Source organism: Allofournierella massiliensis (assembly GCF_004345265.1).
In the GTDB taxonomy this organism is placed as follows: domain Bacteria; phylum Bacillota; class Clostridia; order Oscillospirales; family Ruminococcaceae; genus Allofournierella; species Allofournierella massiliensis.
The window spans coordinates 1-20457 of the sequence record NZ_SLUM01000010.1; the positions used below are offsets into that span (position 1 = coordinate 1).

A 20457-nucleotide genomic window follows, 5' to 3' on the forward strand; every position below is an offset into this window, starting at 1 on the left:
TACCAGCATTTTTATCCCCCCACACTATTATACCGCTTTCTTTTCCTCAATACGAGAAAAAGGCCACCTTTCGGTGACCTTTTTCGACAGGCTGAGAAGGAGCCCGCCGGTTAACGGCGGGCTCCTTCTGCCTGCAGTGTTGGAAAGCCTGATTTGACAGGAAGAAAGAACCGTTGCTATAATAAAAAGGATTGTATACGATAATTGTGTACAATAGGCGGACAGGCGGCCCGCATACCAAACAGCGAAAGGAGCTTAGCGATGCTGAAAGTATGGATCGCCGGTGCGGAAGGCCAGATCGGCACGGCGATAAACGAAATCCTGGATCCTCTGGAAATGGAGACCTTCAACACCGACCGGGCTGAACTGGATATTACCAATACTGACGAGGTGCTCAGCTTCGGCGAGATCAACCGGCCGGACGTGATCATCAACTGCGCGGCCATCACCGACATTGCCCTGTGTGAGCAGAACCCGGAGCTGGCCTATCGGGTCAACGCGCTGGGCGCGCGCAATCTGAGCCTGGTGGCCCGTAAGGTGGGTGCCAAGATGGTTCAGCTCTCCACCGACGATGTGTTCGACGGCCATGCCGAAAAGCCTTACAGTGAATTCGACGATACCAATCCCCAGACCGTATACGGTGCGTCCAAGCGGGCGGGCGAGAACTATGTGAAGGAGTTCACCCACAAGCATTTCATCCTCCGCAGCAGCTGGGTGTACGGAAAGGGCAACAACTTTGTGAACGGGGTGCTGGCCGCGGCCCGGCAGGGCGAAAGCCTGAGCGTGCCTCAGGATCAGTACGGCAGCCCCACCAGCGCAAAGGATCTGGCCCGGCTGATTCTGCATCTGATCCACACCAACGAGTACGGTACCTATCATGCCACCTGCAAGGGCGTGTGCAGCCGGTACGAGTTTGCCCGGGAGATCCTGCGTCAGGCAGGGCTGCAGGGGCAGCTGCGCGCCGCGGCCACCGGCGAGGCCGAGCATTATCTGGCCCGCCCGGCCTATGCTGTGCTGGACAATTTCATTTTGCGGATCATTGATCTGTACGAGATGCCCGACTGGCAGGCATCGCTGACGGAATATCTGAACGAAAGGGAGGGCTGAGATGGAGCGCGGCTTGAAGAAAACAAAAAAGATGGGTTTGACCACCCGCATTTTCATTGCACTGCTGGCGGGTGTTATCTTTGGCGTGGCACTGTGCTATCTGGTGCCGGACGGCTCCTTCAAGAATGATATTCTTGTGGAGGGCGTGCTGTATGTGGTGGGCCAGGGCTTCATCCGGCTGATGAAGATGCTGGTGGTGCCGCTGGTGTTCTGCTCCATCGTGTGCGGCAGCATGTCCATTGGTGACACCAAAAAGCTGGGTACCGTGGGTGTGCGCAGTCTGATCTTCTACCTGTGCACCACCGCCTGTGCGGTCACGGTGGCTCTGCTGGTGGGCAACCTGCTGAACCCCGGTGTGGGGCTGGATCTGAGCGTGCTGCAGAGCACCAATACCCAGGTGGAAAGCATGCAGGCCACATCGCTCACCGAGACGCTGCTCAACATCATTCCGGACAATCCCATCGGCGCGCTGGCCAAGGGCGAGATGCTGCAGATCATTCTGTTCGCCCTGATTGTGGGCGTGATTCTGGCGAAGCTGGGCGAGCGGGCCGAAACCGTGGGCAGCTTTTTCAGCCAGTTCAACGACGTGATGATGGAAATGACCATGATGGTTATGTCGCTGGCTCCGGTGGGCGTGTTCTGCCTGATCTCCCGCACCTTTGCCACCATCGGCTTCAGCGCCTTTCTGCCGCTGGCAAAATACATGGTGGCGGTGTTCCTGGCGCTGGGCATCCAGTGCTTTGTGGTCTACCTGAGCATGCTGAAGCTGTTCACCGGGCTGAACCCCATCAAGTTCATCAAGAACTTCTTCCCGGTCATGGCCTTTGCCTTCTCCACGGCCACCTCCAATGCCACCATTCCTCTGTCCATTGATACGCTGGCCAAAAAGATGGGTGTGTCCAAGCGAATCTCCTCCTTCACCATCCCTCTGGGTGCCACCATCAACATGGACGGCACCTCCATCATGCAGGGCGTGGCGGTGGTGTTCGCGGCCCAGGCCTTCGGCATCCATCTGGATATGATGGATTATATCACCGTGATCGGCACTGCCACCCTGGCGTCGGTGGGCACGGCGGGCGTGCCCAGCGTTGGTCTGGTTACCCTGACCATGGTGTTCAACTCGGTGGGTCTGCCGGTGGAGGCCATCGGCCTGATCATGGGCATCGACCGCATTCTGGATATGACCCGCACCGCGGTGAACATCACCGGCGACGCGGTGTGCACCACCATTGTGGCCCATCAGAACAAGGCGCTGGACAAATCCGTGTTTGAGCGTTCCTGAAAGCGGCGCGGGGCAGCCGGGGCTGCAAAGCAGTTTCGGCGCAGACTGGACGCGCTGAAAGCCGAAAGAGAGGTTTCGTATGATTCAGGCAATTTTTTGTGATTTTTACGGCACGCTTGTGCCGGAATACGGCCCCGCCTCTTACGAGGTGATCCGGCGCGTCTGCGAAAGCGGCAGCGAAAAGAACCCGAAGGCAGTGGTTGCCGCCTGGTGGAAACGCTACGGCGAAAAGCAGCAGGCGGCCTGGGGGGATACCTTCCGCACCCAGTATGAACTGGCGCTGGAAAGCTATCAGGAATTGCTGGAAGAGTATCATTCCAGCGAGGATGCGAAAGCGCTGTGCGATAAAATGGCCGAGCACTGGGCCGCGCCGGGCCTGTGTGAGGGCGCTGCGGAGTTTATGTCCGGGTGCGGTCTGCCGGTCTGGCTGGTGACCAACAGCGATACCGGATATGTGGAGCAGGCGGTGCGCCAGTGCGGTATTGTTCCGGCGGGCATCGTCACCAGCGAGATGGCCCGTTGCCCCAAGCCTCATCCGGGCATCTATCAGCTGGCGCTTGAGCTGTCGGGCCTTGCCCCGGATCAGGTGGTGCACATTGGCGATTCGCTGCAGGGCGACGCACTGGGCCCGGCGAAGCTGGGCATCCGTACCATCTGGCTGAATACCGAGGGCCGGCCGGTGCCGCAGGGCGTTACCGCGGCCGCAAGCCTTGCCGATGCGCTGGAGATTCTGCGCGGCTGGCAGCAGGCGGAAAAGCAGTAAAAAAGAATGCCTCCGGGCGGATTCCTAGTGTTGGGAAACCGCCCGGAGGCATTTGTTTTCCGGTCAGGCCCGAGGCGCGGAGGCCGGGGCTTTTTCGATGTAAACGCTGGTGGAGGGGAAGGCGAAGCTGCATCCGTTTTTGTATACCAGATCCATCAGATCCAGATTGATGGCTTCCTGAATCTTCAAAAACTCAGCCAGCGCGCCGGTGGTGGTGTAGAACTGAATCAGAATATCGATGCTGGAAGCGCCGAAGCCGGTCAGCTGCACCCGGATGGTGTCCTTGTGCACATCCTCCCGGGCGGCCAGCATGGCGCGGATGTCGGCCATCAGGCTCTCCAACTGGCTGCGGGTGGTATCGTAGGTGACGCCAAGGCTGAACTTGGCAAGCCGGCGGTTGATCTGGCTGTAGTTGATCATGGCATTGCTCACCAGAATGCTGTTGGGAATCACCAGAACCGAGTCGTTCAGCTGGCGAATACGGGTGGAACGGAAAGCAATATCCTCCACCTCGCCCTCACCGGCGGAGCACCAGATCCAGTCGCCAATGGCAAAGGGTTTTTCAAAAATAACCACAAGCCCGCCAAAGAAGTTGGTGGCATAATCCTTGGCTGCCAGAGAAAGAGTCAGGCCTACAATGCCCAGGCTGGTGATCAGGCTGCCCACCGGGAAGCCCAGCTCCTGCAGCAGCATCAGAATGGCGAATACCAGAATGGTGCCCTTGAGAACTTTGTTCAGAAAGTTGGCAACGGTGTTGTCCACATCCAGGTCCAGCTTGCCCCGCACATCGTGGAAGAGCACCGGCCCCAGGTCGCTGCTGCCGATCAGGCCCCAGGCCAGCAGGCAGATCATGGTTACCCGCAGCAGCTTGCTCATCAGGCTGGTCAGAGCGCCGCCCAGGTCTGCGGGCAGGGGAAGCAGAGCGCAGGCCAGGAAGATGCCAGTGGTCCATACCGCCACCGGTGCCGGGCGGGAAAAGCCCTTGGCCAGCACATAGGGGCCCTTCTTTTCCTTTTTGTTTAAAAGGTTCATCAGCCAGGGCATGATCTTGTGGCGCACAAGCCGACTGATCAGGTAAGATACAACGAACACAATCAGACTGATAACCAGCTGAAAGAGCGCGCCGTCGGTGTTCAGGATATATTCTGTGATTTTTTCGATCATAGCAGTGATCCGTCCTGTTGAATTTTTTATCCCGTGCAGATTGTCGAACACGGGTACATTCATAGTATATCACACACCCCGCTTTCAAAAAAGTTATATGCAGCTTTTGCAAAACAAAATTCACAAAACACTTGCATTTTTCAGCGGGCACGCATATAATAATGCTTAAGAAAGCAGTTTCAGGGCGGGGTGAAATTCCCCACCGGCGGTATAGCCCGCGACCATCCGGTGTTTCCGGGTGCTGATCTGGTGCAATTCCAGAGCCGACGGTATAGTCCGGATGAAAGAAACGGCAGCGTTTAGGTTTGTTGTTCGCCCTTTTGCAGGTGTATTCCATCTGCAAAGGGGCGTTTTGTTTTACCTGCCGGGCAACACACTGGGGCCGACTTTCCAAAATATGTTGGGCAATATGCCCGGGAGGAAAATGATTATGACAACCGCAAAAACCGCTGAACCCACCACCATGGCCCGCTCTACCCGGCGGGTACGCAACATGACCGTTACCGCCATGCTGTCTGCTGTGGCGGCCGTGCTCATGTTCTTTGATTTCAGCCTGCCCATGTTCATTCCCAGCTTCGTGAAGATGGATATTTCCGAGCTGCCCGCCCTGCTGGCCGCTTTCAGCATGGGCCCCGTGTCCGGCGTGGTGGTCTGCCTGGTGAAGAACATTCTGGCCGCCATCTTCCACGGCTCCACCGGCGGCATCGGCGAGGTGTGCAACTTTTTGCTGGGTGCAGCCTTTGTGGGCAGCGCCGGCGTGATCTACAAATACAAAAAGACCCGTATGGGCGCGGTAATCGCCGCTCTGGTGGGCTCTGTGGTCATGGCTGTGATCTCTGTGCCGGTGAACTACTTTTTGAGCTACCCGGTTTACAGCGCCATGTTCGGCGGCATCGACCTGATCATCGACGCTTACCGTGCCCTGCGCCCCAGCGTGAACGGCCTGCTGGAATGCCTGCTGATCTTCAACATGCCCTTTACTCTGGTCAAGGGACTGATCGTTTCGCTGATCACCTTCCTGATCTACAAGCCCCTCAGCCCGGTGCTGCACGGCCGTAACCGGTAAAGAAGTGCTTGACAGACCCTTTTGGGTGTGTTATAGTATGTCTCGAAAATTGAATAGCAACTTATCAAGAGTGACGGAGGGAACAGGCCCTGTGAAGTCCGGCAACCTGCATGATGCAAGGTGCCAAATCCTGCGGGAAACCGAAAGATAAGCGTAACGGCGCTCAAAGGCTTTCGGGCCTTTGGGCGCTTTTTGTTGCAGTTTCCGGCAAGTTGCTTTTCAGCCAAATCCTGCGCTTTGGGCGCATACAAACCAAGGAGGGCAACACCATGCCGAAATGTTTCTTTACTTCTGAATCCGTAACCGAGGGCCATCCCGACAAAATCTGCGACCAGATCAGTGACGCTGTGCTGGACGCCATTCTGGAAAAGGATCCCAATGCCCGCGTGGCCTGCGAGACCACCTGCTCCACCGACCTCGTGCATGTGATGGGCGAGATCACCACCAGCTGCTATGTGGATATTCAGACCATTGCCCGCAATGTGATCCGGGACATTGGCTACACCCGCGCCAAGTACGGCTTTGACGCCGACACCTGCGCCGTGCTGACCAACATCGACGAGCAGAGCCCGGACATTGCACTGGGCACCAACGATCAGGTGGGCGGCGCCGGCGATCAGGGCATGATGTTCGGTTATGCCTGCACCGAGACCCCCGAGCTGATGCCGCTGCCCATCAGTCTGGCCCACAAGCTGGCCAAGCGCCTGACCGAGGTGCGCAAGAACGGCCAGATGGCTTACCTGCGGCCGGACGGCAAGAGCCAGGTAACCGTGGAATACGACGACGGCAAGCCCGTGCGCGTGGATGCAGTGGTCATCTCCAGCCAGCACAGCCCGGATGTGGAGATGGAGCAGCTGCGCCGTGACGTGATGGAGCAGGTGATCCGCCCTGTGATTCCCGCTGAACTGCTGGACGAGAACACCAAGTATTACATCAACCCCACCGGCCGTTTCGTGGTGGGCGGCCCGCAGGGTGACTCCGGCCTGACCGGCCGCAAGATCATTGTGGATACCTACGGCGGCTATGCCCGCCATGGCGGCGGCGCCTTCAGCGGTAAGGATCCCAGCAAGGTGGACCGCAGCGCTGCCTATGCCGCCCGCTGGGTTGCCAAGAACATCGTGGCTGCCGGTCTGGCGGAAAAGTGCGAGGTCCAGCTGGCCTACGCCATTGGCGTGGCCGAGCCGGTGAGCATTCTGGTGGATACCTTCGGTACCGGCAAGTACAACAGCGAGGAGCTGGAAGCCGCGGTGCGCAAGGTGTTCGATCTGCGCCCCGCCGCCATCATCAGCGCGCTGGAGCTGCGCAAGCCCGGCTACCGTGCGGTGGCTGCCTATGGCCACATGGGTCGTGAGGATCTGGGTGTAACCTGGGAGCGCACTGACCGGGTGGAGGCCCTGAAAGTCGCTCTGGCCTGATTCAATCCATACGCATAAAGAACACCCGCCTGCCGGTAGTCTCCGGCGGGCGGGTGTCTTTTTAATTAAAGAGCTGCTCCGGCACAGGTTTCGGCGGCCTGTGTTACCGCCCGGGCCATCCGGGCCAGAAGCTCGGAGCGGGGGCTGCCCGGCAGGCAGACAAAGTGGAAGGGGCGCTCCAGCTGCAGATCCTCCAATTCCATCACCTGCAGCCGGTTCTGCGCCAGCAGGCTCCGGGCGGCGGCCTCGTAGGCAAAGGTGATGCCCTTGCCCGCGGCCACAAGGCCCAGCAGGGTGGGAATGTGTTCGATCTCACACAGGCTCACATAGTCGGTCACCGCCAGATTATGCGCCCGGCATTCCCCTTCAAAAATATCCCGGGTACCGCTGCCGCTCTCCCGCAGAATCAGCGGGGCCTGCAGGGTATCCCGCAGGCGGCGAAACACCCGGTAGGGGCTGGTGGGGCTGCACAGGCCCACAAAACGGCTCACGAAAAAGGGGGAGTAGTCGTAGCGGCGATGGTCAAAGTTGCCTTCAATAAGAGCGAAGTCCAGCAGCCCGTTTTCCAGCTGTTCCAGCAGGGCATGGGTGTTCTGCTCCACCATGTGGAACTGAATTTCCGGGAACTGATCCACCAGACGGGGCAGCACCGAGGGCATCAGTCCGTCCGCGATGGAAAGGGTGGCCCCGAAGCGCAGGGTGGGGGTGTCTGCCTGATGCATTTCCCGGGCAATCTGTTCATCCAGTGTGGCCAGACGGCGGCAAAGCTGGGCCAGACGCTGCCCCTGAGGGGTAAGAACAAGCCGCCGCCCTTCCTTCACGAACAGCTTCACACCGTAGGCTGTTTCCAGCGCCTTGATGTGCTGGCTTACAGCGGGCTGGGTCAGATGGAGCAGCTCGGCGCAGCGGGTTGTGCTCTGGCATTGCACCAGCAGCAAAAAGGTATGGAGCTTGGGATCCAGCATACAATCACACTTCCTATAAATATAACTTATGAATTGGCGATAAATACTAATTTGATTTTATATGAAATCGGCCGTATAATCAAGTGCGGGCAGAGAAATGTTGACATGCAAGGCAGCATTTCCCGGCGCCGGGCGGCGTGTAACAGCAGCCGCCTTCCGGAACCTGTAACTACGAAAGGAATGCGGCTATATTATGAAACAGTTCGTCACCAAACACGCTCCCGGCTTTCTGGTCTGCCTGGTACTGGCACTGATCGCCCAGGGCATCGCAAAGTTTTTCCCCAGCATTGGCGCGGCTCTGTTCGCCATCGGTCTGGGTATCCTGTGCGGAAACACTTTTTTGAACAAGCCCTGCTTTGATGCGGGTACCAAATTTTCCGAGCGGAATCTGCTGGAATATTCCATCGTGCTCACCGGCGCCAGCCTGCTGCTCAGCGATATTCTGGCTCTGGGTCTGAGTGGCCTGGCTTTCATCGCCTGCCAGATGGCGCTCACTGTTGCGGTGGCTTACCTGATCGGCCGCAAGATGGGCTTCGGCAAAAAGTTCAGCCTGCTGATGGGCGCGGGCAACGCGGTGTGCGGCTCCTCCGCCATTGCCACCGTGTCGCCGGTGGTCAAGGCTGACAGCAAGGATAAAGGCATCTCCATCACCATTGTGAACGTGACCGGCACCATTCTGATGGTGGTGCTGCCCATTCTCACCGGCGTGGTTTACCAGCACGAGGTGCTGCACACCTCCGCCATGATTGGCGGCACATTGCAGTCCATCGGTCAGGTAATCGCCTCCGCCCAGCTGGTGGGCGGCGAGGTGGTGGAGACCGCCACCATCTTCAAGATCATCCGCATCGTGTTCATTGTTCTGGTGGCACTGGTCTATTCCCGCATGAATGTGGAAACGGATGACGCCCCGCTGTTCTCCAAGTCCGAGGCGGGTGCCCACGGTGCGGTGAAGGCAGGCGTGCCCTGGTTCATCATCGGATTCTTCATCATGGCCATCCTGCACAGCGTGGGCGTGATTCCTCCGGTGGTCAGCCATGCGGCCAAGCTGGTGAGCCAGCAGTTCGAGATCATCGCTCTGGCTGCCATCGGCATGCGGGTGAAGTTCCGGGATCTTGCCGCCGAGGGCCCCCGTGCCATGCTCTACGGCGTGGGTGTGGGCGCCTGCCAGATTGTGTTCGCGCTGGTGCTGATCCGGGTATTCATTGGTTGATCGAATCGCCGGTAAAACAGAAAAAACGAAAGAAAACCGTCCGCCAAAGGGCCTTGAGGGCTTTTGGCGGGCGGTTTTCTTTTATTGCGGCGGGCGAAAAACGCTGATCGGCTGTGCCTCAGCGTTCCTGGATCTCCTTGCCGCTCAGGTGCTCGATCTCAATGGCGAACATTCGCACCGCTGCGCCGGATGCGGCGATTTCTCCGTCGGCGGTGGCTTCGTCCGGGTAATATTTCATGGCCATTTTCCGAACCAGACGCAGCGCTTCCTCCCGATCCTCCACCATATGGCACTGCCCGAACACCACGGCGCTCTGCACAAACGGCGCCCAGGGCTCGGCCTTTACCGTTTCGCTGCCCACCACGGTGAAGCAGACCTTGCTGCAGGCCCGCAGGGCGTCCGCCTTGTGGCCTGCGCCTGCGCCGTGGAACAGGATGCGCCGGGTTTCCTCCTCATACAGATAATTAACGGGAATGGCATAGGGGTAGCCCTCGTCGCCCTGAACGGCCAGCACGCCGATCCGGGCGCTGTGCAGCAGCTCCCGGGTTGCCTGCGGGTCAATCTCCTTGCTTTTTCTTCGCATCGGTCGGAACATTCTGTGTACCTCCTGGGGTGTTTTTGTGGTTCTGCTGCCATTGTACCACAGCGAGCGGCAGATGGTAAGAGGGGCTTGACCACACGGGCCGTCTGTAGCGGCTTGACCACACGGGCCGTCGGCGTTGAAAAAAGCCGGCCGCTGTGCTATGATAAAATGTATTGCGGCGGCGTTGCCTCCTTCTTGCCCTGCGGGGTGAAAGAAGGGGCGGCTGCCGAAATTTCGGATGTTGTCCAGAACGCCCCACGCCGGGAAAATGCTCCCGCCGCGACAGGCGGGGAGGGTATTATGCAGAGCGATCGCACCTATTTATTCGAACAGGCTCCGGTGTCAAAGGCTGTCCTTTCCATGGCCATGCCAACCATTGCCAGCTCTCTGGTTATGGTGCTGTATAATCTGGCGGATACCTACTTTGTGGGCATGCTCAATAACCCGGTGCAGAACGCGGCGGTCACACTGGCAGCGCCGGTGCTGCTGGCCTTTAATGCCATCAACAATCTGTTCGGCGTTGGATCCTCCAGCATGATGAGCCGGGCGCTGGGCCGGGGCGATAAACAAACCGCCCGCCAGAGTGCGTCCTTTGGCTTCTGGTGCTCACTGTTCTGCGGGGCGCTGATCTCGCTGCTTTTCCTCTTCTTTTCCGCTCCGGCTCTTCAGGTGCTGGGCGCCAGCGAGGAAAATGCGGCTGCCACACAGGCATATCTGTTCTGGACCACCTGCTGCGGTGCGGTGCCCGCGATTCTGAACGTGGTGCTTGCCTACATGGTGCGCAGCGAAGGCGCGGCACTGCATGCAAGCATCGGTACCATGAGCGGCTGTTTTTTGAATATTCTGCTGGATCCTGTGTTCATTCTGCCCTGGGGCTTTAACATGGGCGCAGCGGGTGCGGGCCTTGCCACCTTCCTGTCCAACTGTGTGGCATGCTGTTATTTTCTGGTGCTGATGGTGGTGCGGCGCAAGAGCAGCTGCATCAGTCTGCGGCCCTGTAAGCCGGACCGGCAGGTGGTGCTGGGCGTGTGCGGCGTGGGTATTCCCGCCGCCATTCAGAACCTTCTGAACGTGACCGGCATGACCGTGCTGAACAACTTCACTTCTGCGTACGGCTCCAACGCGGTCGCCGCCATGGGTATCGCCCAGAAGATCAATCAGGTGCCCTTCTATGTGGCGCTGGGTCTTTCGCAGGGGCTTATGCCGCTGGTCAGCTACAACTATGCTTCCGGCAACTACCGCCGCATGAAGCGGTGTTTCTTCTTTGCAGCACGGCTGGCGCTTTCCTTCCTGACAATGCTCAGTGTGCTGTACTGGTTCAACAGCGACCTGCTCATCACCCTGTTTATGGAGAACCCCGAGACCGTGGCCTACGGCTCCCGCTTTTTGCACGGCATGTGCCTGGCGCTGCCCTTCCTGTGCATGGATTTTCTGGCGGTGGGTGTGTTCCAGGCCTGTGGCATGGGGCGGCAGGCGCTGCTGTTCGCGGTGCTGCGTAAGATCGTGATGGAGATCCCCGCGCTGGTAATCCTGAACCTGATCTGGCCTCTGTATGGCCTTGCCTATGCGCAGACTGTGGCCGAGGTCATTCTGAGCATTGCGGCGGTGCTGGTGCTGCGGAGTATTTTCGAACATCTGGGCGACCCGCCGGAGAAAAAGGCGGAAGCCTGATCCATATTATAATAAGGAAAAAATGCCAGGGGCGGCGAAAGGAGGGCAGAGGCCATGGAACAGGAACAGCAGCTGCTGCGGATGGAAGGTACCATCGAGCATCTGATCTATGAAAACCGGGACACCGGCTATGTGGTGTTTGAGGTGAATGCCGGGGGCGAGCTGCATGTGGTCACCGGTGTGCTGGGCGAGGTGAATGTGGGCGAAAGCGTCACCCTCTACGGCCATTTTGAGAACCATCCCACCCATGGCCCCCAGTTCAAGGCCACTTCCTGCGAAGCCACCATGCCTCAGGACGAAGCCGCCACGCTGGCCTATCTTTCCAGCGGCGCGCTGCCCTACATCGGGCCGGCCACCGCCAAAAAGCTGGTGGAAACCTTCGGAGCGGACACGCTGGAGGTGATTGCCAACCAGCCGGAAAAGCTCACCGTACTGCGGGGCATCACCTCGGATAAGGCCATGGCCATCAGCAACGAGTTCCGCCGTATGTTCGGCGTGCGGGAGGCGGTGGCCTATCTCGGCCGGTTTGGCATCAGCCCGGTGCGGGCGGTGGAGGTTTACCGCCATCTGGGGCCGAACACCGTGGAGGCCATCCGGCAGAATCCGTATCTGTTGTGCGGCGAGCCCCTGCGGCTGAAATTTGCCCAGGTGGACGCCATCGCCGCCGAAATGCAGCTGGCGCAGGACGGCAGCCTGCGTCTCTGGGCGGGTATTCTGTATGTGCTGCGTCACAACGGGGGCAACGGTCATACCTGCCTGCCCCGGCCCCAGCTGCTGACCACCACCGCGAAGTTTCTGAAGATCGGCGAGGACGCCATCGACCGGGAGCTGGATGCGGCCATCGCTGAAGGCGAGGTGGCCCGCTACATCTGTGAGGGGCGGGAATATCTGTATCTGCCGGATCTTTTGCGGGCCGAGCAGGACATTGCCGCCCGCTTGTGGGAGCTGACCCGTTACCCGGCCACCCAGCCCCGGGATCTGGAGGCGAACATCCGGGCGCTGGAGCGGGCGCAGGGCTTTGCCTATGCGCCGGAGCAGCGCAAAGCCATCGAAACGGCACTGTGCAGCAACGTGATGGTGCTCACCGGCGGCCCCGGCACCGGCAAGACCACCACCGTGAATGCCATTCTGGCCCTGTTCCAGAATCAGGCGGACCGGGTGGCTCTGTGCGCCCCCACCGGCCGGGCCGCCAAACGGCTGAGCGAGCTCACCGGCCAGAAGGCCCAGACCATCCACCGGCTGCTGGAGGTGGACTATGACCCCCAGATTCATCTGCTGCGCTTCATCCACAACGAGAAAAACCTGCTCAAGTGCGATGTGGTGGTGCTGGATGAGATGAGTATGGTGGACGCCAAGCTCTTCCAGAGCCTGCTGGCAGCCCTGAAGCATGGCTGCCGTATTATCATGGTGGGCGACGCGGATCAGCTGCCCAGCGTGGGCCCGGGCAACATCCTCAGCGAGGTGATTCGCAGCGGGGTGGTGCCCACCGTCTGTTTGACCCGCATCTTCCGCCAGCAGAATCAGAGCATGATCGTGGAAAACGCCCACCGCATCGTGCACGGACTGGTGCCCCAGCGGGGCGACCGGAACAGCGACTTTTTCTTTTTACAGGCAAGCGGCCTGGCCTGCCAGCAGCTGGTGTGCGATCTGGTGGCCACCCGCCTGCCCAAAAGCTACGGCCTGGACCCCATCCGGGACATTCAGGTTCTTTGCCCCACCAAGATCGGCCCGGTGGGCACCGCAGCGCTGAACCAGCGCCTGCAGGAGATGCTCAATCCTCCCTCGCCGGACAAGCCCCAGCTGGAAATGGCGGGGCAGGTGTTCCGTCTGGGCGATAAGGTGATGCAGGTGCGCAACAATTACCTGATCCCCTACGAGCGGGACGGCGGCGAAGCGGGTGTGGGCGCTTTCAATGGCGACCTGGGCGTGATTCTGGGAGTAGACCCCGGCGAACGGGCGCTGCTGGTGCAGATGGACGACCGCAAGCTGGTGTACACCGCCGAGAATATCCCCGAGCTGGAGATCGCCTACGCGGTCACCGTGCACAAGAGCCAGGGCAGCGAGTTTGCCGCGGTGGTCATCCCGGTGAGCGATCTGCCGGAAAAGCTGTGCTACCGGAATCTTCTGTATACCGGTGTGACCCGTGCCAAGCGGCTGTGCATTCTGGCCGGTCGGCCGGATACCGTGGCCCGCATGACCGAGAACATCCGCCAGAATCTGCGGTATAGCTGCCTTGCAGACCTGTTGCGCAACGGGGCCAGCCTGTGAGGGGCGAATGGTGGCTGTGGGCCGAGCAGCTGCGGGTATTGGTTTTTCCCCGGCGCTGCCCCTTCTGCGGGCGGGTGCTGGGGTTCCTCACCCGCTGCCCGGACTGTGAGCCGGAGCTGAAACAGCTGAAGCTGATGATCCCGCGCCTGCCCGACAGCGAACATTGTATGGAGCATCTGAGCGGTGCGGCGGCGGTCTGCCGCTACGATGGCTGTGTGCGCGAGGCCATTCTGCGGATGAAAAACGGCGGTCAGGGCTACTGTGCCCGGGAGCTGGGCGTCTGGATGGCCGCCGAGATTTTTGGATGTACTTTCCGGCAGCAGCGTGGTATAATACGATTGGAACAGAGCCCGGTGCTGCGCCGGTTTGATCTGGTGGTTCCGGTGCCGGCATCCGGCAGGGAACGGGGGTACAACCTGCCGGATCTTCTGGCCCGTCAGCTGGCCTGGGCTCTGGACACTCCGCTGGACTGCGGCGCGCTGCAAAAGACCCGCCGCACCGAAAAGCAGGAGGGCAAAACCGCCAGCCAGCGGATGGAAAACGTGAAAAATGCCTACCGAGCCACCAATCCGGCTGCGGTGGAGGGCAGACGGGTGCTTCTGGTGGACGATGTGATCACCACCGGGGCCACCCTGTCCAACTGCGCCAAGGCGCTGCGCACCGCCGGTGCGCTGGACGTTTTTGCGGTCACATTGGCAGAGACACAATTTGCGCGATAGAATCGCGCTTTGCAGATAGAGAGGGAATGAAGATATGGCACAGTATGACATTGGCATCGACCTTGGCACCACCACCATCATCATCGCGGTGGAGGGCAAGGGTGTTATTTTGAATCAGCCCAGCGTGGTCGCGGTGGACAACCGCAAGGATCAGGTGCTGGCGGTGGGCGACGAGGCGCTGGCCATGGTGGGCCGTACCCCCAACTACATCTCGGCCATCCGCCCCCTGAAGGACGGCGTGATCTCCAACCACATGCTCACCCGTGAGCTGATCTGCCGCTTTGTGAACAAGGTTTACGATTCCCGCCTGATCAAGCCCCGGGTTGCGGTGTGCGTGCCCGCCGCCATTACCGGCATCGAGAGCGACGCCGTAGTGGAGGCCGTGGTGGCTGCAGGCGCCCGACAGGTGTTCCTGATCGACGAGCCCATGGCCGCGGCCATCGGTTCCGGCATCGACATCCGCGAGCCGACCGGCCACATGGTGGTGGACATCGGCGGCGGCACCACCGATATCGCTGTGATCAGCCTGGGCGGCAAGGTTCGGGCCACCAGCGTGAACGTGGCGGGCAACACCTTCGACGACGAGATCATGAAGTTCGTGCGCTCCAAGTTCAATGTGGCCATCGGCCTGCGTACCGCCGAGGAGCTGAAAAAGCAGGTGGCCTGCTGCAAGCCCAGCACCTTCACCTCCAGCATGGAAGTGAAGGGCCGCAGCCTGCTCACCGGTCTGCCCCAGAAGTTCACGGTTAAGACCGAGGATCTGTATGAGGCGGTGATGCCTCTGGTGGAGCAGATCACCGTGGCGGCTCATCAGGTGCTGGAGAAAACTCCCCCGGAGCTGGCGGGCGACATCTTCACCGACGGCATCATGCTCACCGGCGGCGGTTCCATGCTGAAGGGCCTGGACGAATACATGAGCCAGGAGCTGAAGGTGAAGGTTCGGGTTTCTCCCGATCCCGTGAACTGCGTGGCCCTGGGCACAGCCCACTGCCTGGTGATCGGTGAGGATCTGGAAACCGGCTTCCAGGACGCCACCCCCCGGCTGGGCCGGCGCTGAACCATTTGAATTTTGCGGCAGCCTTCTTTGTCCCGCACGTGGGGCAGAGGGCTGCCGTTTTGCGTGGGAAAAAAGGCTGTTGCCCCGGCCACAGACAGACGGCCTTTCCGGCTGGTATGCTGGTCGTCTGTGATCATGTCGCCGATTTCCCGGCAAACCCGTCTTTTGTTGGCGGGGGCTTTGTGCTATAATGTAAACCGATAGTGCATATCTGTGCGATTGGCCGGTTTTGCGGCCCGATCGGGACAAGGAGTTTCCATGAACGTGACCAACGAGTTTTTGAAATACCGCGACGCCTACATTGAAAAGCAGTTCGGCCGGCTGAACCCGGTGCAGAAAAAGGCCGTGTTTTCCACCGAGGGCCCGCTGCTCATTCTGGCGGGCGCGGGCAGCGGCAAGACCACGGTGCTGGTCAACCGCATCGCCAACATTATCCGCTTCGGCAAGGCCCACGGCTCCGACTGGCTGCCCGGGCCGGTGGGCGAAGGGGAGCTGGCCGCTCTGAAGGCTGCGGTGGAAACCGGAGCGCCCCTTGCCCCCGGGCTGGAACGGCTGCTGCGGTACGAGAACGCCCGCCCCTGGAACGTGCTCGCCATCACCTTCACCAACAAGGCGGCAGGGGAGCTGAAGGCTCGTCTGGCCGCCATGCTGGGCGAGGAGACGGGCGCGGACGTGAACGCCTCCACCTTTCACTCCGCCTGTGTGCGGATGCTGCGGCGGGACGCCGACCGGCTGGGCTTCCCCAAGAGCTTCACCATCTACGACACCAGCGACCAGGAACGGGCCATGAAAGAGGTCTACAAGGAGCTGCTGGTGGACGACAAGTTCCTGCCCATCAAGTCCGCCATGAGCCAGATCGGCCGGATGAAGGACCAGCTCATCAGCCCGGACGAGGCGATGGAAGCCCCGCAGGATACCAAGGCCGGTCTGCTGGCCAAGGTCTACCGCAATTACTCCGCCCGGCTGAAAAAGGCCGGCGCCATGGATTTTGACGATCTGATCTACTACACCGTACTTTTGCTGCGGGAAAATCCCGATGTGCTGGAGTATTATCAGCAGAAGTATCGTTATGTATTGGTAGACGAGTATCAGGATACCAGTGTGGCCCAGTTCCATCTGGTGCGTCTGCTGGCCGGCGGCTACAAGAACGTCTGCGTGGTGGGTGACGACGACCAGAGCATCTACCGGTTCCGCGGCGCCACCATCGAAAACATCCTGAACTTCGAGCAGCATTTCCCCGGCGCGCAGGTGATCCGGCTGGAGCAGAACTATCGTTCCACCTCCAACATTCTGGACGCTGCCAACTGCGTGATCAAGAACAATCAGGGCCGCAAGGGCAAGACACTGTGGACCGAGAACGGCGCAGGCGACCGGGTGCATCATTATCTGGCGGAAAGCGAGCAGGATGAGGCCTCCCACATCGCCACCGTGATCGGCCAGCACCTGAAGGAGGGCGCCCGCCTGCGGGATCATGCGGTGCTCTATCGCATGAATGCCCAGTCCGGCCCGGTGGAAACCTACTTCGCCCGGGCAGGCATCCCCTACAAGATCGTGGGCGGCCAGCGGTTCTACGACCGTAAGGAAGTGAAGGACATCATTTCCTATATGTCCATCGTGGCAAACCCCAACGATGACCTGCGTTTAAAGCGCATCATCAACGAGCCGGCCCGCAAAATCGGCGCCACCACGCTGGACAAGATGAGCGAGATCGCCGCCGGGCTGGGAGTCAACCTGCTGAGCGTGTGCGAAAACGCGAAGGATTACCCGGCCATCAGCCGGGCGGCCAGCGCGCTGAACGGCTTCTACGGCATCTATCTGAAGCTGGTACAGGCCAGCGAGACCCTGCCGCTGGACGAGTTTGTGAGCCGCCTGCTGGAAATCACCGGCTACAAGAAGATGCTGGAGGCCCAGGGCGACGAGGGCGCATCCCGTCTGGAAAACCTTGGCCAGCTGATTTCCAGCGTCAAGACCTACGCGGACCAGAAGGGTGAGGAGGCCACGCTGGCGGGCTTTCTGGAAGAGGTTGCCCTGATCTCGGATCTGGACAGCTACGACGAGGAAAACGACGTGGTGGTCATGATGACCATGCACTCTGCCAAGGGCCTGGAATACGACTATGTGTTTATTGTCGGTCTGGAGGAGGGCATCTTCCCCAGCGACATGTGCCGCTTCTCGGATGAGGAGCTGGAGGAGGAGCGCCGGCTGTGCTATGTGGGCATCACCCGGGCCAAAAAGGAGCTGTATCTCTCCTCCAGCCAGAGCCGGATGATCTTCGGGCGCACCCAGCGCAACCCGCCCTCCCGTTTCCTGGATGAGATCGACTCGGATCTGCTGGATATGGAGGAAAGCCCGGCGGTGTCCGGCGGGCGCTCCTGGGGCGGCGGCTTCGGCAGCTTCGGCGGTTTTGGCGGCGCATCCCGCGAGGGCGGCCATGGCTTTGGCTCCGGCGCGGGCTTCGGCGGTGGTGCTGCGGCTGCTCCCCGGCGGGAGTGGGGCGCGTCCGGCGGCTTCGGCGGCCGGAGTGCAGCAACATCCACGGGCGGCGGCAGCCGGTTCGGCGCTTCGCCCTCCGGCCGGTTCGGAACGTCCACTGTGGGCGCGGCGGCACCCGCCCGCCCGGCGGCAGCTGCCGGTGCTGGCTCCAAGAGCTTCAAGCCCGGCGACGTGGTGGAGCACAAGGTGTTCGGCCGGGGCGTGGTGCTCAAGGCGACCCCCGCTGCGGGCGACACCATCGTGGAAATCCGGTTTGAAAAGGCCGGCGTGAAAAAGACCATGGCGAACTACGCTCCCCTGACCCTGATCAAATAACCTTTGGAGGCAACCCAATGTTGAACGTATCTCTGATCGCATATACCCCGGAACCGGAAAAGGTGGTGGCCGCGGCGGCAAAGCTGTGCTACTCCAACGCCCGCATCGACGATCTGCTGGCGGGTCTGACCCCGGAGAAAAGCCGGGAGTTTGTGGAGCGGCTGGCAAAGCTGGGTCACGAAAGCCCCACCGAGCATGTGAGCTTCACCTTTGCCATTGAGGGTGTGTCCCGCAGCCTGCTGGCTCAGATCACCCGCCACCGCATCGCCAGCTACAGTGTGCAGAGCCAGCGTTATGTGCGGCTGGATCAGTTTGAATATGTGACCCCGCCCGAAATCGAGGCGGATCCGGCGGCGCTGGAGGAATTCCAGACCGCCATGGCGCAGGAGAACGAGAACTACAAGCGCATCGCCGCCCTTCTGAAGGACGGCCACATCCGTCGGCTGACCGCACAGGGTATGAGCGAGGCCGAGGCCGCCAAGAAGGCCGAGAAGATGGCCATTGAGGATGCCCGTTTCGTGCTGCCCAACGCCTGCGATACCAAGATGGTGGTGACCATGAACGCCCGCAGCCTGCAGAACTTCTTCCGGCACCGGTGCTGCAACCGGGCCCAGTGGGAGATTCGAGCGCTGGCGGACGAGATGCTGCGGCTGGTGTATCCCATCGCCCCGTCTCTGTTCCAGATGTCCGGCCCCGGCTGCGTGAAGGGCGCCTGCCCGGAAGGCGCCATGAGCTGCGGCGAAACTCTGGCCATGCGGGAAAAGTACGCCGCGCTGAAAAAGGAGGCGCTGGAGCGTTGAACGGCAAGCTGATCGTGATCGAAGGGCTGGACGGCAGCGGCAAGGCCACCCAGGCCCGGGCGCTGGCCGAAGCCCTTCAGGCCCAGGGCAGAAACGTGATGCAGATCACCTTTCCGGACTATGCCAGCGATTCCTCTGCTCTGGTCCGGATGTATCTGGGCGGGCAGTTCGGCAGCCATCCGGACGATGTGAACGCCTACGCGGCCTCCGCCTTCTATTCGGTGGACCGGTTCGCCAGCTACAAGATGAAGTGGGGCGAGTTCTACCGCGAAGGCGGCATTGTGATTGCCGACCGCTACACCACCAGCAATGCGGTGCACCAGTGCTCCAAGCTGCCGCCGGAGCAGTGGCAGGCGTTTCTGGATTGGCTGTTCGATTTTGAGTATAATAAAATAGGAATTCCCGCCCCGGATCGGGTAATCTATCTGGAAGTGGACCCGGCGGTGAGCCAGGCGCTGATGACCGGTCGCTATCAGGGCGACGAAGCAAAGAAAGACATACACGAAAAGGATACCGAGTATCTGGCACGCAGCCAGCGGGCGGCCAAGCATTGCGCCGCCGCGCTGGGCTGGGTGACCGTTGCCTGCTGTGAGGCAGGCGGGATGCGCACCATCCAGCAGATTCATGAGGATGTGCTGTGTGCGACCAAGGAGATTTTATGCTGACATTCAAACCCATCGAACCGCAGGATGCCCAGTGGGTGACCCCGCTGCTGCATGCCAGTGGTTATATGACCAGTACCTACGCCTTTGTGACCCTCTATCTGTGGAGCAGGGCGTACGACACCCAGGTGGCCCGCTTTGGCGATCATGTGATCGCCCGCAGCCACCGGGGCGGTATTTTCCATTATCTGTACCCCTCCGGCCACGGCGACGAAAAAGCCACCGTGGATGCCATCATCGAGGATGCCAGAGCCCAGAGCGAGCCCGCCTGGCTTTACGGCGTTTCAGTGGAGGCAAAACAGCGGCTGGAGCAGTGGTACCCGGGCCTGTTCACCATTGAAGCGGTCCGCGACGACTACGAATACATCTATGACCGGTCCGAGCTGGCCGATCTGCCGGGCAAAAAGTTCCAGAAAAAGCGCAACCATGTGTCCCGCTTTATCCGGGAAAACCCGGACTGGGAGTTCCATGCCATCACCGAGGAATCGCTGCCTCTGGTGCGGCAGTTCAACCGGGAGTGGGCCGCTTTGGCCGACAATAAGGATGACCCGGGCATCCAGATGGAGCACGAGGCCATCGAAATGGTATTCGACCATTACACCGAGCTGCCCATTGAGGGCGGTTATATCACCGCCGGTGGGCGCATTGTGGCCTACTCCTTCGGCAGCGCCATCAACGACCGCATCTTCGACACCAACGTGGAGAAGGCACTGTATGAGGTAAACGGCGCGTACAATATTATTAACCGGGAAATGGCCCGTCAGGTCTGCGCCGGTTATGAGATGATCAACCGGGAGGACGATGTGGGTTCGGAAGGCCTGCGCAAGGCAAAATTGTCCTACAATCCCATTATCATCGAGCCCAAGTACCGGGCGGTACTGAATAAATGACCTTCGCCGCGCATGCGGCCAGGGGGA

General features: G+C 60.4%; 17 protein-coding genes and 2 riboswitches. Of the genes, 14 read left to right on the forward strand and 3 right to left on the reverse strand.

Annotated elements, in window-relative coordinates:
- The first annotated feature begins 261 nt into the window (after positions 1-261).
- From rfbD to EDD77_RS07070, 3 genes are all read left to right on the forward strand, one after another.
- Positions 262-1107, forward strand: a complete 846-nt coding sequence (rfbD, locus tag EDD77_RS07060; protein ID WP_058965188.1) for a dTDP-4-dehydrorhamnose reductase — start codon at positions 262-264, stop codon at positions 1105-1107.
- Position 1108: 1 nt separating this feature from the next.
- The gene (locus tag EDD77_RS07065) at positions 1109-2389 is read left to right on the forward strand and encodes a dicarboxylate/amino acid:cation symporter (protein WP_058965187.1); all 1281 of its coding nucleotides are present in this window, start codon (positions 1109-1111) and stop codon (positions 2387-2389) included.
- 79 nt (positions 2390-2468) lie between these two features.
- Positions 2469-3152, forward strand: coding sequence for an HAD family hydrolase (locus tag EDD77_RS07070; RefSeq protein ID WP_058965186.1), 684 nt, complete (start codon positions 2469-2471; stop codon positions 3150-3152).
- Positions 3153-3215: 63 nt separating this feature from the next.
- Here the strand turns inward: EDD77_RS07070 and EDD77_RS07075 are convergent, their stop codons facing one another.
- Positions 3216-4316, reverse strand: a complete 1101-nt coding sequence (locus EDD77_RS07075) for a mechanosensitive ion channel family protein (protein ID WP_058965185.1) — start codon at positions 4314-4316, stop codon at positions 3216-3218.
- A gap of 171 nt (positions 4317-4487) precedes the next feature.
- Positions 4488-4612, forward strand: a riboswitch (FMN riboswitch).
- Positions 4613-4746: 134 nt separating this feature from the next.
- On the opposite strand from EDD77_RS07075, the gene EDD77_RS07080 reads away from it, so the two are divergent.
- Positions 4747-5382 (forward strand): ECF transporter S component, encoded by a 636-nt coding sequence (locus tag EDD77_RS07080; RefSeq protein ID WP_242868399.1) that lies wholly within the window; start codon positions 4747-4749, stop codon positions 5380-5382.
- A gap of 58 nt (positions 5383-5440) precedes the next feature.
- Positions 5441-5536, forward strand: a riboswitch (SAM riboswitch).
- 115 nt (positions 5537-5651) lie between these two features.
- Positions 5652-6797: a methionine adenosyltransferase gene (metK, locus tag EDD77_RS07085; RefSeq protein ID WP_058965184.1), complete on the forward strand. Its 1146-nt coding sequence runs from the start codon at positions 5652-5654 to the stop codon at positions 6795-6797.
- Between the two features lie 65 nt (positions 6798-6862).
- On the opposite strand, the gene EDD77_RS07090 is transcribed toward metK, so the two are convergent.
- Positions 6863-7762 carry a LysR family transcriptional regulator gene (locus tag EDD77_RS07090; RefSeq protein ID WP_058965183.1) on the reverse strand — a complete coding sequence of 300 codons (900 nt, stop codon included), beginning with the start codon at positions 7760-7762 and terminating at the stop codon, positions 6863-6865.
- Positions 7763-7955: 193 nt separating this feature from the next.
- On the opposite strand from EDD77_RS07090, the gene EDD77_RS07095 reads away from it, so the two are divergent.
- The gene (locus tag EDD77_RS07095; RefSeq protein WP_058965182.1) at positions 7956-8972 is read left to right on the forward strand and encodes a YeiH family protein; all 1017 of its coding nucleotides are present in this window, start codon (positions 7956-7958) and stop codon (positions 8970-8972) included.
- 118 nt (positions 8973-9090) lie between these two features.
- Here the strand turns inward: EDD77_RS07095 and EDD77_RS07100 are convergent, their stop codons facing one another.
- On the reverse strand, positions 9091-9567 hold the full coding sequence (locus EDD77_RS07100; protein ID WP_058965181.1) for a pyridoxamine 5'-phosphate oxidase family protein: 477 nt from the start codon (positions 9565-9567) through the stop codon (positions 9091-9093).
- 288 nt (positions 9568-9855) lie between these two features.
- Between EDD77_RS07100 and EDD77_RS07105 the strand changes: the two genes are divergently transcribed.
- From EDD77_RS07105 to EDD77_RS07140, 8 genes are all read left to right on the forward strand, one after another.
- On the forward strand, positions 9856-11226 hold the full coding sequence (locus tag EDD77_RS07105; protein ID WP_058965326.1) for an MATE family efflux transporter: 1371 nt from the start codon (positions 9856-9858) through the stop codon (positions 11224-11226).
- Between the two features lie 54 nt (positions 11227-11280).
- Positions 11281-13494 (forward strand): SF1B family DNA helicase RecD2, encoded by a 2214-nt coding sequence (gene recD2 / locus EDD77_RS07110; protein WP_058965180.1) that lies wholly within the window; start codon positions 11281-11283, stop codon positions 13492-13494.
- Complete coding sequence (locus tag EDD77_RS07115; protein WP_058965179.1) at positions 13491-14213, forward strand: ComF family protein; 723 nt, start codon at positions 13491-13493, stop codon at positions 14211-14213. Before recD2 ends, EDD77_RS07115 begins: the two co-directional genes overlap by 4 nt.
- A gap of 34 nt (positions 14214-14247) precedes the next feature.
- Complete coding sequence (mreB, locus tag EDD77_RS07120) at positions 14248-15270, forward strand: rod shape-determining protein (RefSeq protein WP_058965178.1); 1023 nt, start codon at positions 14248-14250, stop codon at positions 15268-15270.
- A gap of 258 nt (positions 15271-15528) precedes the next feature.
- A complete protein-coding gene (locus EDD77_RS07125; RefSeq protein ID WP_132587354.1) occupies positions 15529-18078 on the forward strand; it encodes an ATP-dependent helicase in 2550 nt (849 codons plus the stop codon).
- Between the two features lie 17 nt (positions 18079-18095).
- Complete coding sequence (thyX, locus tag EDD77_RS07130) at positions 18096-18878, forward strand: FAD-dependent thymidylate synthase (RefSeq protein ID WP_058965176.1); 783 nt, start codon at positions 18096-18098, stop codon at positions 18876-18878.
- Complete coding sequence (locus EDD77_RS07135; RefSeq protein ID WP_058965175.1) at positions 18875-19543, forward strand: dTMP kinase; 669 nt, start codon at positions 18875-18877, stop codon at positions 19541-19543. The genes thyX and EDD77_RS07135 overlap by 4 nt, the downstream gene beginning before the upstream one ends.
- Positions 19537-20430: a DUF2156 domain-containing protein gene (locus EDD77_RS07140; RefSeq protein ID WP_058965174.1), complete on the forward strand. Its 894-nt coding sequence runs from the start codon at positions 19537-19539 to the stop codon at positions 20428-20430. Before EDD77_RS07135 ends, EDD77_RS07140 begins: the two co-directional genes overlap by 7 nt.
- Positions 20431-20457 lie beyond the last annotated feature (27 nt).

What these genes read in the sequence shown, in the direction of transcription:
- EDD77_RS07105 (WP_058965326.1), top strand. Translation starts at nt 9,856, where the DNA reads ATGCAGAGCGATCGCACCTATTTATTCGAACAGGCTCCGGTGTCAAAG.
- recD2 (WP_058965180.1), top strand. Translation starts at nt 11,281, where the DNA reads ATGGAACAGGAACAGCAGCTGCTGCGGATGGAAGGTACCATCGAGCAT.
- EDD77_RS07065 (WP_058965187.1), top strand. Translation starts at nt 1,109, where the DNA reads ATGGAGCGCGGCTTGAAGAAAACAAAAAAGATGGGTTTGACCACCCGC.
- EDD77_RS07095 (WP_058965182.1), top strand. Translation starts at nt 7,956, where the DNA reads ATGAAACAGTTCGTCACCAAACACGCTCCCGGCTTTCTGGTCTGCCTG.
- mreB (WP_058965178.1), top strand. Translation starts at nt 14,248, where the DNA reads ATGGCACAGTATGACATTGGCATCGACCTTGGCACCACCACCATCATC.
- EDD77_RS07070 (WP_058965186.1), top strand. Translation starts at nt 2,469, where the DNA reads ATGATTCAGGCAATTTTTTGTGATTTTTACGGCACGCTTGTGCCGGAA.
- EDD77_RS07090 (WP_058965183.1), bottom strand. Translation starts at nt 7,762, where the DNA reads ATGCTGGATCCCAAGCTCCATACCTTTTTGCTGCTGGTGCAATGCCAG.
- EDD77_RS07075 (WP_058965185.1), bottom strand. Translation starts at nt 4,316, where the DNA reads ATGATCGAAAAAATCACAGAATATATCCTGAACACCGACGGCGCGCTC.
- metK (WP_058965184.1), top strand. Translation starts at nt 5,652, where the DNA reads ATGCCGAAATGTTTCTTTACTTCTGAATCCGTAACCGAGGGCCATCCC.
- EDD77_RS07125 (WP_132587354.1), top strand. Translation starts at nt 15,529, where the DNA reads ATGAACGTGACCAACGAGTTTTTGAAATACCGCGACGCCTACATTGAA.
- rfbD (WP_058965188.1), top strand. Translation starts at nt 262, where the DNA reads ATGCTGAAAGTATGGATCGCCGGTGCGGAAGGCCAGATCGGCACGGCG.
- thyX (WP_058965176.1), top strand. Translation starts at nt 18,096, where the DNA reads ATGTTGAACGTATCTCTGATCGCATATACCCCGGAACCGGAAAAGGTG.
- EDD77_RS07140 (WP_058965174.1), top strand. Translation starts at nt 19,537, where the DNA reads ATGCTGACATTCAAACCCATCGAACCGCAGGATGCCCAGTGGGTGACC.
- EDD77_RS07080 (WP_242868399.1), top strand. Translation starts at nt 4,747, where the DNA reads ATGACAACCGCAAAAACCGCTGAACCCACCACCATGGCCCGCTCTACC.
- EDD77_RS07100 (WP_058965181.1), bottom strand. Translation starts at nt 9,567, where the DNA reads ATGTTCCGACCGATGCGAAGAAAAAGCAAGGAGATTGACCCGCAGGCA.